At 65.1% G+C, this 12,725-nt stretch carries 12 protein-coding genes and 2 pseudogenes; 11 read left to right on the top strand and 3 right to left on the bottom strand.

All coding sequences use genetic code 11. The features are described 5' to 3' along the window. The 10 genes and pseudogenes from fliP to glmM all read left to right on the top strand — a co-directional run. Nucleotides 1-822 (top strand): flagellar type III secretion system pore protein FliP (fliP, locus tag D477_RS12825; protein ID WP_005269842.1); only part of this gene is annotated, 822 nt, incomplete at its 5' end. A 3-nt stretch (nucleotides 823-825) separates the two neighbouring features. Further along, complete coding sequence (gene fliQ, locus D477_RS12820; RefSeq protein ID WP_005269841.1) at nucleotides 826-1,101, top strand: flagellar biosynthesis protein FliQ; 276 nt, start codon at nucleotides 826-828, stop codon at nucleotides 1,099-1,101. A 2-nt stretch (nucleotides 1,102-1,103) separates the two neighbouring features. After that, nucleotides 1,104-1,862, top strand: coding sequence for a flagellar biosynthetic protein FliR (locus D477_RS12815; protein WP_043846902.1), 759 nt, complete (start codon nucleotides 1,104-1,106; stop codon nucleotides 1,860-1,862). Further along, complete coding sequence (locus tag D477_RS12810) at nucleotides 1,863-2,999, top strand: EscU/YscU/HrcU family type III secretion system export apparatus switch protein (RefSeq protein WP_005269839.1); 1,137 nt, start codon at nucleotides 1,863-1,865, stop codon at nucleotides 2,997-2,999. A 67-nt stretch (nucleotides 3,000-3,066) separates the two neighbouring features. Then, nucleotides 3,067-5,081: pseudogene (locus tag D477_RS12805) on the top strand (flagellar biosynthesis protein FlhA). A 10-nt stretch (nucleotides 5,082-5,091) separates the two neighbouring features. Beyond that, complete coding sequence (locus tag D477_RS12800; protein WP_043846900.1) at nucleotides 5,092-5,931, top strand: hypothetical protein; 840 nt, start codon at nucleotides 5,092-5,094, stop codon at nucleotides 5,929-5,931. 4 nt (nucleotides 5,932-5,935) lie between these two features. After that, the gene (locus D477_RS12795; protein ID WP_005269830.1) at nucleotides 5,936-6,214 is read left to right on the top strand and encodes a carbon storage regulator; all 279 of its coding nucleotides are present in this window, start codon (nucleotides 5,936-5,938) and stop codon (nucleotides 6,212-6,214) included. A 302-nt stretch (nucleotides 6,215-6,516) separates the two neighbouring features. Then, nucleotides 6,517-6,960, top strand: coding sequence for a 50S ribosomal protein L13 (gene rplM / locus D477_RS12790; protein ID WP_005269828.1), 444 nt, complete (start codon nucleotides 6,517-6,519; stop codon nucleotides 6,958-6,960). 39 nt (nucleotides 6,961-6,999) lie between these two features. Further along, nucleotides 7,000-7,494 (top strand): 30S ribosomal protein S9, encoded by a 495-nt coding sequence (gene rpsI / locus D477_RS12785; RefSeq protein ID WP_005269818.1) that lies wholly within the window; start codon nucleotides 7,000-7,002, stop codon nucleotides 7,492-7,494. Between the two features lie 238 nt (nucleotides 7,495-7,732). After that, entirely contained in the window at nucleotides 7,733-9,115 is a 1,383-nt protein-coding gene (glmM, locus tag D477_RS12780; protein WP_043846898.1) for a phosphoglucosamine mutase, read from the top strand. Between the two features lie 5 nt (nucleotides 9,116-9,120). On the opposite strand, the gene D477_RS12775 is transcribed toward glmM, so the two are convergent. Further along, on the bottom strand, nucleotides 9,121-10,110 hold the full coding sequence (locus tag D477_RS12775) for an SMP-30/gluconolactonase/LRE family protein (protein WP_150110113.1): 990 nt from the start codon (nucleotides 10,108-10,110) through the stop codon (nucleotides 9,121-9,123). 190 nt (nucleotides 10,111-10,300) lie between these two features. On the opposite strand from D477_RS12775, the pseudogene D477_RS12770 reads away from it, so the two are divergent. Then, nucleotides 10,301-11,709 (top strand): annotated as a pseudogene (locus tag D477_RS12770) (cation:dicarboxylate symporter family transporter). 65 nt (nucleotides 11,710-11,774) lie between these two features. Here the strand turns inward: D477_RS12770 and mscL are convergent. Both mscL and D477_RS12760 read right to left on the bottom strand, forming a co-directional pair. Beyond that, nucleotides 11,775-12,155, bottom strand: a complete 381-nt coding sequence (gene mscL / locus D477_RS12765) for a large conductance mechanosensitive channel protein MscL (protein ID WP_043846905.1) — start codon at nucleotides 12,153-12,155, stop codon at nucleotides 11,775-11,777. A gap of 101 nt (nucleotides 12,156-12,256) precedes the next feature. After that, the coding region (locus D477_RS12760) for a M15 family metallopeptidase (protein ID WP_043846896.1) at nucleotides 12,257-12,725 on the bottom strand (469 nt) is incomplete at its 5' end.

Here is a 12,725-nt window from a genome sequence, read left to right as displayed (position 1 = left end):
GCCGGGGCGGCACGCCACCTGGCCCTGGCTTCGCTGGTGCTGGTGGCCGCGGCCGCGCTGATGCTCACCGGGGCCGGGACCGGCCACGCCGCTCCGTTGCCTCCCGTCGATCCGGTTGATCCCGCTGCCCCCACCGCGCCGAACCAGGGCGATGGGGCGCTGAGCGTCGAGATCAACGGACCCAACGGTTCCCCGTCGTCCTCCGTGGTGACCCTGCTGGGAATCACGCTGCTCACGGTAGCCCCGTCGCTGCTGCTGATGATGAGCTCGTTCACGAAGATCTTCGTCGTCCTCGCGATGACCCGGAACGCGCTGTCACTGCCGTCCATTCCGCCGAACCAGGTCCTGGCCGGCCTGTCGCTGTTCCTGTCGTTCTTCATCATGGGTCCGGTATTGGGCCAGATCAACGCCGAGGCGGTGCAGCCCTACATGGACGGTGCCCTGACGTTCCAGCAGGCCTACGAAACGGCGGCCGGCCCCATCCAGCAGTGGATGCTCCAGTTCACCCGCGAAGAGGACATTGCCCTCATGACCCGGGCCGCCGGCCTGGACAACCCCGCTACTCCCGCGGACGTGCCGCTGACAACCCTGATCCCGGCCTTCATGATTTCGGAGCTGCGTGCGGCCTTCATCATCGGCTTCGTGATCTTCATTCCCTTCCTGGTCATCGACCTGGTGGTGTCCGCTGCGCTGATGTCCATGGGCATGATGATGCTGCCGCCCGTCATGATTTCGCTGCCGTTCAAAATCCTGCTGTTCATCCTGGTGGACGGCTGGGGCCTGATCATCACGGCCCTCATCGGAAGCTATTCGGGGGCCTGACCCATGGATACCAATGCCGTCCTGGATATCGGACTCCAGGCACTGTGGGTTTCCGCCAAGCTTGCGGCCCCCGTACTGATCACCGCCTTGGCCGTGGGCTTCGGCATCTCCCTGCTGCAGTCGATCACGCAGATCCAGGAAGTCACCTTGTCCTTCGTGCCCAAGGCAGCCGCGGTGTGCATCGTGCTGCTGATTTCCGGGCACTGGATGATCCAGGAGATGGTCTCCTTCACCCATGCGTTGTTCGAAAAGATTCCGTCCCTGCTGGGCGGCGGCTGACCATGGATCTGTCCTTGGACCTGGCGTGGCTGGAACCGGTCATGCTGGCCGGCGTGCGGATGGTGGCTTTCATTGTCATTGCGCCTCCGTTTTCCTACAACGCGTTTCCGGCACGGATCAAGGCCATGCTGGCCCTGGGCCTGGCGGTAGCCGTGTCCCCGGCCGTCACTGCCGGCTACCGGCCCATGGACACCGGCGGGTTCTTCGGCGCGCTGGTTCTTGAAGTTGTCGTCGGAGTGGTTCTGGGGTTCCTGGTCTTCGTTGTGTTTGCCGCAGTCCAGTCCGCCGGCAGTCTGATCGATCTGTTTTCCGGTTTCCAGATGGCCCAGGCCTTCGATCCGCAGTCCATGGTCAACGGTGCGCAATTCACGCGCTTGTTCCAGATGTCCGCCCTGGCTCTGATGTTCTCCTCCGACGCCTACCAGCTGATCCTGACCGGGCTGACCCGCAGTTTCGATTCGATCCCGTTGGGGGGCGGACTCGCTATGGCAGAACCGGCTGCGGCCGCGGTGCAAGCAGTCACCGGGATGTTCCTTTCCGCTGTCCAGATCGCCGGGCCGCTGCTGGTCGTGCTGTTCCTGGCCGATGTAGGCCTGGGGCTGCTCAACCGCGTAGCCCCCGCCCTGAATGCCTTCGCGCTGGGTTTCCCGCTGAAGATTCTGCTGACCCTCACGCTCGGATCGGTGGTTTTCCTGGCACTGCCGCGCATCATCTCGTCCCTCACGCAGGAGGCGCTCAGCACCATGATGGAGGTGATGTAAGTGGCCGACGACAGCTCCCAGGAACGGACCGAGCAGGCTACAGACAAGCGGATGAAGGAAGTCCGTGAGAAGGGCCAGCTCTCCAAGTCCTCGGATATGACAGCGTGGCTGGGCGTGGGTGCCGCCGCCGTGATGCTGCCTTCCACGATTGCAGCCGGGGCGAACGCCGCGACGGACCAGCTCTTCACGGTACGCGCCAGCGTCGCTGATCCCGACCCGGAACTCGCCGTGCAGGCGCTGGCCGATGGATTGGCGTCAATCGGAGCCACCCTCATGCCGATGCTGCTCGCGGTCCTCGCCGCCGTAATGGCTGGCGCGGCCATGCAGGGCGGCATCAGGTTCAAGAAGTTCAAAGCCAAGTTCGAGCAGTTCAACCTGGTCAAGGGCGTGCAGAACACCTTTGGCACGCAGGCACTGTGGAACGGGGTAAAAGCGCTGTTGAAGACGGCCGTCGTCGGAGGAGTGCTTTATCTGGTGGTCCAGGGGCTGGTACCGGTCCTGATGAGCGCGGGCGGTATGTCCGTCCAGGCATTGCTCACGGCCGCCGGCGGCGGCACGGCCTCGCTGCTGCAGTTCGCGATTGCGGCCGGCGTCGTCCTGGCGGTCGCCGACGTCTTCGTCGTGATGAAGCGCAACCGCAAGAAGACCCGCATGACGAAGAAAGAGGTCAAGGACGAGCACAAGAATACCGACGGCGACCCTCTCATTAAGTCGCAGCGGCGCGCGCGGCAGATGGCGATGAGCAGGAACCGCATGATCGCCGCCGTCGGGGATGCCGACGTCGTCCTGGTGAACCCGACGCATTTCGCCGTCGCGCTGAAATACGAGCCGGGCAAATCCGCACCGCGGGTCGTCGCGAAGGGAGCCGGTGTCATCGCGGCCAAGATCCGCGAGAAGGCGGAGGAGGACGCGGTGCCCATGGTGCGCGACATCCCGCTCACGAGGGCCCTGCACAGTGCCTGCGACGTCGGGCAGGAAATCCCCGCGGACTTCTACGCCGCAGTCGCCGGTGTCCTCGCGTTCGTGATGAAACTCAAGAAACGCGGATCCGCCGCGGGCATGCACACAGCAGCCTCGGCCAGCGGATCCTTCCTGCAACAGCCAGCCGGCAGCAGCTACGCCGCCTCCGCCTCCTGACGAACCGTCTCCACCCTTACTGAAGGAAACCGAAGTGAACCTCAAGATCTCCAAACTGGCCGTTCCGATGGGAGTGGTCGGCATCATCATGCTGCTGATCGTGCCCGTCCCGGTCGGCTTCCTGGATTTCCTCATCGCCGCGAACATCCTGCTGGCGCTGGTCATCCTCTTGACGTCCATGTTCGTCAAGAAGCCGCTCGACTTCTCGGTCTTCCCTTCGATGCTGCTGGTTGCCACGCTGTTCCGGCTTGGCCTCAACGTTGCCTCCACGCGGCTCATCCTGGGCGAGGCCCATGCCGGACAGATCATCGAGGCCTTTGGACAAGTGACCGTGGGTGGCAACATCGTCATTGGTTCCGTCGTGTTCCTCATCCTGGTGGTCATCCAGTTCATCGTCGTGACCAAGGGCGCAGAGCGCGTAGCCGAAGTCGGTGCCCGCTTCACCTTGGATGCGATGCCGGGCAAACAGATGGCTATCGACGCCGACCTCAACGCGGGCTTGATCACCGATGAGCAGGCCAAGGCCCGGCGCGCCGAAGTGTCGGCTGAAGCCGACTTCTACGGGGCCATGGACGGCGCGTCGAAGTTCGTCAAGGGCGATGCGATCGCGGGCATCGTCATCCTGGTCATCAACCTGGTCGGCGGCGTGGTGATCGGCATGGCGATGCATGGCATGCCGATTATGGAAGCCCTGAGCACCTACGCCATCCTGACCATCGGCGACGGCCTGGTCACGCAGATCCCGGCTCTGCTCATGGCTGTCGCCACGGGCATGATCGTCACGCGCTCCAACGCGGAGGCGGACATGGGCTCGACGGCGTCCAACCAGCTCGCGCAGTCCCGCAACGCGCTGATGATCGCGGGAGTGGCGGCGATCGCGCTGGCCCTGATTCCAGGGATGCCCAAGATCCCGTTCCTGTTGATCGGCGCAGGGCTGATCTTCGTCTCCCAGCGGATCAAAGCTTCCCAGACGGCTGCAGCGAAGGCCGCAGAGGCCGATGCTGAACGTCCTGTCGAAGCAGCCGCCGAAACGCCCGAAGACCTCATTTCGAAGATCCGCGTCCAGCCGATCGAGATCCTGCTTTCTCCCGACCTCGTGGATCTCGTGACCGGCGCGTCCGACGACTTGCTGGCCCGCGTGCGGGGCCTGCGCCGGAAGGTGGGAATGGACCTGGGCTTCGTCATTCCGCCCGTCAACGCACGCGACAGTGTCGAGCTGCCGCCGCACACTTATGTCATCCGGATCGCCGGCGTCGAAGCCGGCAGGGGAGAAGCGCCGGCCGGCAACGTCCTGGCCTTGGGCGATGCATTGGACGCTTTGCCGGGGACGGCAACCATGGAACCCGTATTCGGGCTGGCAGGCAAGTGGGTCCCGGCGGCCATGGCCCACAGCGCGCAGATGACAGGTGCGACGGTGATCGACCGGGTTTCCGTGGTCGTGACGCATCTGTCCTCCATCGTCACAGCGAACGCCGCACGTCTGCTGTCCCGGGAGGATGTCCGTGTGCTGACCGAAAGCGTCAAGGAGGACAGCCCGTCCGCCGTCGACGAACTGATCCCCAACCTGCTTTCGTTGGCCGAGGTCCAGCGTGTCCTGCAGGGGCTGCTCGAGGAGGAGGTGCCGATCAACGACCTGGCACGCATCTACGAGGCGCTGACTTTGCGCGCCAAGGTTTCCACGGATCCGGAAGGACTGATTGAGGCGGCGCGGCGCGCGCTGGGACCTGTTCCCGCTATCCGCCATGTCGACGGCAGCCGGTTGAACGTCATCATGATCGAGCCGGGCTCGAGCAGACGATGCTGGAAGGCCTGCGTCCGTCGGAGAACGGCAGCCAGATCCTCATGGACGCGAATCGCATCGAGGCCGTCCTCGGCTCCCTGCAGCAAAGCACGGCTGCCGCGCAGAATGAAGGACGCAATGTGGTCCTTGTGTGCGCACCGCTGATCCGGCCCGCGGTCCGACGCCTGGTCTCGGCGCGCACTAACGGGCTTCCTGTACTGTCCTACCAAGAAGCCCAGGCTGCCAATGTGGCCATCGAAACTATAGGAGTGGTCCGTGGGGCCGAACAGGTTTCAGCTTAGCGGCCCGTCCTTGGAAGCCCTGAAGGAGAAGGCCAAGGCAGAATACGGGCCGGATGTCAGGATAGTCCGGGCCGAAGAGGTCACGGTGGGCGGGCTCGCGGGATTCCTGGCCAAGCACCATTACGAGATCCTCGTCGAGGTTCCGGACAGGTCCGCACCCACCACCGACCCGCTGCCACTGGTGGCTCCGCAGCTGAGGGGCCTCTCGGCGCTTCTGGCCGAGGCGGATTCGGCCGAAGCCGAGCTCCATGGTGTGGAACTGCCTTCCGTCTCCACATCATCGAAAAGGTTCGACGAGCTCATCCGGGGCCTGGAGTCGGTGGCAGAACCCGTGCCGCGGGCGCCGGCACCAGCCGCGGACCCGGTCCACGTCCTGTCGGGCCCAGGCGACTTCATTGCCGTCGTCGGCCCCCGTGACGACGCGCTGGTCCCCGCGGCGGCCATGGCCAAGGCACTGGATGTGGAGTTTTTTCACACCGGCGGCGCCCTGCCGCCGGTGGTGGGACGGCACATCGCCAACCGCCAGGATGCGATGGCGGCTCGAGCGAAGGGAGTCGAAGCTTCCGTCCCGGTTGTGGTCGCCTTCGGCGTGGGGCGGCCTGGGGAGGCCTTCGCGCTGTCCCATGGACTGCGCGCCCTGGGCGCCGACCAGATCTGGGCGGCCGTAGATGCCACCCGCAAGCACGAAGACACCGTGAGCTGGGTGGAAGCGCTTGAAGCCGTCCTGCCGTTCTTTGCCGTTGCCGGGTTTTCCCGGGGCGACACCAGCACGCCGGAGACGATTAATGCGCTGGGCCTGCCAGTGAGATGGTGGGAGGACGGCCAACCGGTCCAACAGCCGCTAGGCTAGTAGGGTGCTGGTGCTGACACGGAAGTTCGATCAGAGAATACATATTGGTGAGGACATCGTCATCACCATCCTCGAAGCTCGCGGAGACAGCGTCAAGATCGGCATCGACGCTCCGCGTGGCCTGAAAATACAACGAGGCGAGATTCTCGACGCTGTCAGCGAAGCCAACTTGTCCGCAACTGCCGCCGGGCCGGAAGCCGTTCAAATGTTGAAGACGCTGCTCAGCGGCCGGCCGGTGGAAGATACGGAATCCTCTGCAGCAGCAAGCGAGGATAAGGCTTAGGTTCCGGCGGCCCGCTTCGAAGGCAGAGTAATCAACGCGAAGTTGCCGTCAATCCTTTTGACCGCGCCGCTGGTGACAGGCTATTCTTGGTAGTCGTTGTGCGTGTCCTACCTCGACGCGTCCATCTTGGCGTGACTGCCCAGTTGCAGGGCTACCTGATCCGCGAAGATGGCCGAGACTCTCTGGACCACTGGTTACATTTCAGTCCTCACCTGAAGTTCCGGTAGCGCATAGATGAACTTGCGTGCGTGCCCGCCATGGGCGCGCCGCTACTTGAGAACAACCAACCGAAGGCAAAAACCGTGCGTACGTACACTCCGAAGCCCGGCGATATCAACCGCCAGTGGCATGTCATTGACGCCACCGACGTTGTCCTGGGTCGTCTTGCCAGCCAGACCGCAACACTGCTGCGCGGAAAGCACAAGCCGACCTTTGCTCCTCACATGGACATGGGCGATTTCGTCATCATCATCAACGCTGAGAAGGTCGCCCTGACTGGCGCCAAGCTCGAACAGAAGCGTGCCTACCGCCACTCCGGTTACCCGGGTGGCCTGTCCTCCGTCAGCTACGCCGAACTGCTGGAGAAGAACCCGGTTCGCGCAGTTGAGAAGGCCATCAAGGGCATGCTGCCGAAGAACTCCCTGGCTGCCCAGCAGCTGACCAAGCTGAAGGTCTATGCGGGTCCTGAGCACCCGCACGCTGCCCAGCAGCCGAAGACCTTCGAGATCACCCAGGTCTCCCAGTAGTCCTGGCCACCAAGCTAAAGAATTCATTCAAGGAGAACCGTGGCTCAGAACACTGAAGAGCTGAACAATGGTGAGAACCTCACCAGCTACACCTCGGAGAGCGCTCCTGCTACCGAGACCGTTGCCAAGGAGCGCCCGGCACTGACCGTGGCCGGCTCCGCTGTTGGCCGCCGTAAGGAAGCCGTTGCGCGCGTGCGCGTTGTCCCGGGTTCGGGCAACTGGACCATCAACGGCCGCGAACTGGCCAACTACTTCCCGAACAAGCTGCACCAGCAGGAAGTGAACGATCCGTTCAAGATCCTGGAACTGGAAGGCGCCTACGACGTCATCGCCCGCATCCAGGGTGGCGGCCCCTCCGGCCAGGCCGGTGCACTGCGCCTGGGCATCGCCCGCGCGCTGAACGAGATCGACCGGGAAAACAACCGTCCGACCCTGAAGAAGGCCGGCTTCCTGACCCGCGACGCCCGCATCATCGAGCGTAAGAAGGCTGGTCTTAAGAAGGCCCGCAAGGCTCCGCAGTACTCGAAGCGCTAAACCTGCTTCACCGGGCTTGTCCCGGACTGCAGCGGCACCCCGCCAGGTGGTTTCCACCGGGCGGGGTGTTCCGCTTTAAGGCGGAGAACGACGACGGTGATAGGCCTTTTGCGGGTGATCGTGCGGCTTGTGTGTAGGAAAGCACGCGCGCCTGATCTCGCGGATTGGAGCGTGCAAACGCGCGTACGACGTCGGCGCTGTCCGGCTTGGGGTTGTTGCTCCCGTAAAATGGCTTGCGATGTCTAGATTATTTGGAACCGATGGTGTCCGCGGTTTGGCCAACGGCCTGATCACTGCCGAGTTGGCCATGGAGGTATCCCAGGCCGCTGCTGTGGTGCTGGGCCATGAGCAGGTCCAGGACGGTAAGCGGCCGGTAGCCGTGGTGGCCCGCGATCCGCGGGCCAGCGGCGAGTTCATCAGCGCGGCTGTCTCCGCCGGCCTGGCCAGCGCCGGCGTGGACGTGTTCGACGCCGGGGTGCTGCCGACGCCGGCAGCGGCTTACCTGGTCGCGGACCTGCGAGCCGACTTCGGCGTGATGATCTCCGCGTCCCACAACCCGGCACCGGACAACGGGATCAAGTTCTTCGCCCGCGGCGGGCACAAGCTCCCCGACGAGGTCGAGGACGCCATCGAGGCCGAGATGAAGGCCGTGCGGCGCCGCCCGACCGGCGCCGAGGTCGGCCGGATCCAGCGCTTCTCCGATGCCGAGGACCGCTACATCGTGCATCTGCTGCAGACCCTGCCGGCTCGGCTGGACGGGCTGAAGGTCGTGCTGGACTGCGCTCATGGTGCGGCCAGCGGCTGCTCCCCGCAGGTCTTCGCGGACGCGGGCGCCGAGGTCGTGGTGATCGGAGCGGAGCCGGACGGGCTGAACATTAACGACGGCGTGGGCTCCACGCATCTGGAACAGCTGCAGCAGGCAGTGCTCCAGCACGGGGCGAACCTGGGCATCGCCCACGATGGCGACGCGGACCGCTGCCTGGCCGTGGACGAACAGGGCAATGTGGTCGACGGCGACCAGATCATGACTATCCTGGCGCTGGCGCTGAAGGACGCCGGGCGGCTGAAGGACAACGTCCTGGTGGCCACCGTGATGAGCAACCTGGGCATGAAGCTGGCCCTGCGCGAGGCCGGGATCCGGATCGAAGAAACCGCGGTGGGGGATCGCTACGTGCTCGAGAGCATGCGCGCCAACGGCTACTCGCTCGGCGGAGAACAGTCCGGCCATGTGATCTTCTCCGATTACGCCACCACCGGCGACGGCGTGCTGACCGGCCTGCAGCTGGCCGCGGAGGTCGCGCGGACCGGCCAGCCGCTGTCCGTGCTGTCGACCAAGATGACGCGACTGCCGCAGGTACTGATCAACGTCAAGGGCGTCGACAAGGCCGCGGTGAAGACCAACGTCGACCTACAGCTCGCGGTCGATGAGGCCACGAAGGAACTCGGCGAGACCGGCCGGGTGCTGCTGCGCCCCTCCGGCACCGAGCCCGTGGTCCGCGTGATGGTCGAAGCAGCCGACATGGAAACCGCCAAGTCGGTCGCCGACCGGCTCGCCGAGGCCGTCAAACAGAACCTCGCGCTGGAACCGGCGCAGACAGCAGAGCCGGCCGCCGCCGAATAACGCTGCTAGTCGTCGTGGCCGAAGGCGTCGACGACGACTACTTCGTAGGTGTCGGCTGTGGGCGGGAGGCCGGTGTCGAACTTGGCGTTGACGGCGAGCAGTTGGTCGCCGACGCGGGCCGCCGTCGTCGGTATTTGGAAGGCTTTATCGGTGATGGTGTCCTTCAGTTCGCCGCTTTCGAGGTCTGAGTCGAGGCGCCAGCGGGTGATCTTGTTGTCGAAGTTCTGGACGGCCCACAGATTCCGGCCGTCGAGCACTATGCCGTCCACATTAGGAACGTTCACGTCCTCGATGACTTCGCTGTCGCCGTCGTCCGGGTCCACGGTGTAGACGGCCTTGTTGGCGCTGTGGGCGACGACCAGGGTCCTGCCGCTGCGGGTGGCGTCGATGCCGTTGAGGTTGAAGTCCCCGGTGATTTCGCCGGCCGGGCCACTCAAGTCGAGGGTGCGGACATCGCCGATGTCGCCGTCGCGGTCGACGGGGACGAAGTACAGTTCGCCCTTGACCGAGTTGGTGAACCAGGCGCCGCGCCGGGTGAAGGTGACGTCGTTGATGAGGGTGGTTGCGTCGTCGTTCAGGGCCACGACCTCCAGCGGTTCGGCCTCGTCGGTGTCGTAGAAGTAGGCATCGCCGGAAGAACCGCCGGCGACGGCGAGGATGTCGCGGCGTTCGCTGATGGACATGCCGACCGCCATCCGGCCCTCGGGCACGTCGATGAACTTCTCGGCGGTGCCGTCGTCGAGGTCGCCGATGTAGATGTCGCCCGCGAACAGGTCGCCGGCGTAGAACGTGCCGTCGCGTTCGGCGGTGATGCCCTCGGCCGAGGTGGCGTCGGGGAGTTCGATGGTTTCGGAGCGGTCGCGGTCGTCGTCGTTATGGGAAAACGCCGGCACAGAACCGGCGGAGGCGAGGAGCGCGGCGGCGCCCAGCAATCCGGCGGCGGTCCTGCCGGTGTGCGGGCGCGGGGTCGAGCGGTGGGCTGGTTGGGGTTTCACGGGAGTCTCCGTCCGGAAAGGACCAGGAGTCACCGAGGCGGGCCCCTGGTGCTGCGGCCCATTTTACGCGCGGTGCGCAGTGGCGGAGAGGGACGGGGCGCACAGAATTGGCCGGTTCCTATGGTGCCGGCGGGCGGCCGGTGGGACATTAAAGGAGCAGGCAGAACCACCTCGGACGAAGGAGTCCGCCATGTCCGCGCACCAGCTTCCCCCGCAGCAACCAGCACCGGCCGCCGGGACCGCCAAGAAGAAGGACCGCACCCACTTCCTCTATATCGCCGTCATTGTCGCCGTGGTCCTGGGCGCGATCCTGGGCTTCGTGGCGCCGGAAGTGGCGATCGCGCTGAAACCGCTCGGCACGGGGTTCATCGCGCTGATCAAGATGATGATCGCGCCGATCATCTTCTGCACCATCGTGCTCGGCGTCGGCTCCATCGCCAAGGCGGCGACGGTGGGCAAGGTCGGCGGCCTGGCCCTCGGGTACTTCCTGCTGATGTCGACGTTCGCGCTGGCGATCGGCCTGGTGGTCGGCAACATCATCCAACCGGGCGAAGGACTGAACATCACGGCCAGCGAGGCCTTCGAGCCGCCTGAGGGCGAGGGCGAGGCCGGGACGTTCGACTTCCTCCTGGGCATTATTCCGACGACGATGCTTTCCTCGCTGACCGAGGGCAACATCCTGCAGACACTGTTCATCGCGCTGCTCGTCGGGTTCGCGCTGCAGAAGATGGGCCCGGCGGGCGTGCCGATCCTGCGCGGCATCGGCTACATCCAGGCGCTGGTCTTCAAGATCCTGATCATGATCATGTGGCTCGCCCCGATCGGCGCGTTCGGTGCGATTGCCGCCGTCGTCGGCGAGACCGGCATGGACGCGATCATCAGCCTCGCCACCCTCATGATCGCGTTCTACATCACCTGCATCCTCTTCATCGTGCTGATCCTCGGAACGCTGCTGAAACTGGTCACGGGTATCAACATCTTCCGGCTGATGCGCTACCTGGCGCGTGAGTACCTGCTGATTGTCTCGACGTCGTCCTCCGAGGCAGCGCTGCCGAGCTGATCGCCAAGATGGACCACTTCGGCGTGGACCGCTCGGTGGTGGGCATTACCGTCCCGACGGGCTACTCCTTCAACCTGGACGGAACGGCGATCTACCTGACGATGGCGGCGCTGTTCGTGGCGGAGGCGCTGGGTACGCCGCTGGCGATCGGCGAGCAGATCTCGCTGCTGGTGTTCATGATCATTGCGTCCAAGGGCGCGGCCGGGGTCAGCGGCGCCGGGCTGGCCACGCTGGCCGCCGGCCTGCAGTCGCACCGGCCGGACCTCGTTGAGGGCGTCGGACTGATTGTCGGGATCGACCGGTTCATGTCCGAGGCACGTGCGCTGACCAACTTCACCGGCAACGCCGTGGCGACGGTGCTGGTGGGCCAGTGGACCAACGAGCTCGACAAGGTGCAGGCCGAGCGCGTGCTCTCCGGGCAGGACCCGTTCGACGAGTCCACCATGAACGAGGACCATGCCTACACGGCGCCGGAGGAAGTCGGCACGCCCGCCCGCGTAGGCAAGGCCGGCATGCCCATCGAGGAGGAAGAGGACTGACCGGGCCAAAGCAGGAGGCCTTCCCATCGGCGACGGGAAGGCCTCGCATTGAGCGGGACGGGTGGTTACTGGCGGGCGCGCAGCGAGTCGCGGATTTCGGTCAGCAGCGCGATGTGCGGATCCACTGCCTCCTCTTCCTCCGTGATGCCCAGCCGGCGGTTGCGGCGCTCGATCAGGTGGTTCATGGGTACGACGACGAAGAAGTACACGGCCGCGGCCACCAGCAGGAAGTTGACGACCACGGTCAGGAACGCGCCGAAGCGGACGGTGCCGAAGACCAGGAAGTTGTCGAAGTTGGGCTCTCCGACAATCATCGAGATCAGCGGCATCAGCACGTCTCCCACGAGTGAGTTGACCACGGCGCTGAAAGCGGTGCCGATGATCACAGCGACGGCAAGGTCAATAACGTTGCCTTTCATAATGAATTCTTTGAATCCCTTGAGCATGGCGCCAATGTACCGGCCCAATTCAGCGCCTGCCCAGAGGCGCGGCAAATTTTTCGGGAACAGCACGGGATTTTTTGTGAACAGGCTTTCCGGCGGACAGCTCAGCGGTAGTCCGGGGCGGCGGGCAGCCCGTAGAAGGTCTCCAGCGCCTTGACCCCGCTGCCGGCCATGTCCGCGGCGTCCTTGGTCCCGATGAAGCGCAGGTGCCAGGGCTCGGGGGAGTAGCCGGTCACGGCTTCCTGGCCGGGCTGGTAGCGGATGATGAAGCCGAAGCGGTGCGCGTTCTCCGCAGCCCAGCTGCCGGCCGGGGTGTCGGCGAAGCATTCGGCGAGGTTGCAGGAGCCGGAGGCGTCGCCGATGTCCAGCGCCAGGCCGGTCTGGTGTTCGGAGTAGCCTGGCCGGGCCGACACGCGGTCCGCGCCGGCCTGGCCGTTGACGTTGACCCAGTGCTGGTAGGTCGAGACCTGGGTGTCGTAGGAGCGGAAGCCGCTGAGCACGGTCATCGACACGCCGTCCGCGGCCGCGGCGGCGAACATCTCCTCGGCGGCGGAGGCAGCGGCGGCACGCAGC

The organism is Arthrobacter crystallopoietes BAB-32 (assembly GCF_000328305.2).
Classification (GTDB): domain Bacteria; phylum Actinomycetota; class Actinomycetes; order Actinomycetales; family Micrococcaceae; genus Crystallibacter; species Crystallibacter crystallopoietes_A.
This window is presented reverse-complemented; position numbering and strand designations above follow the sequence as displayed.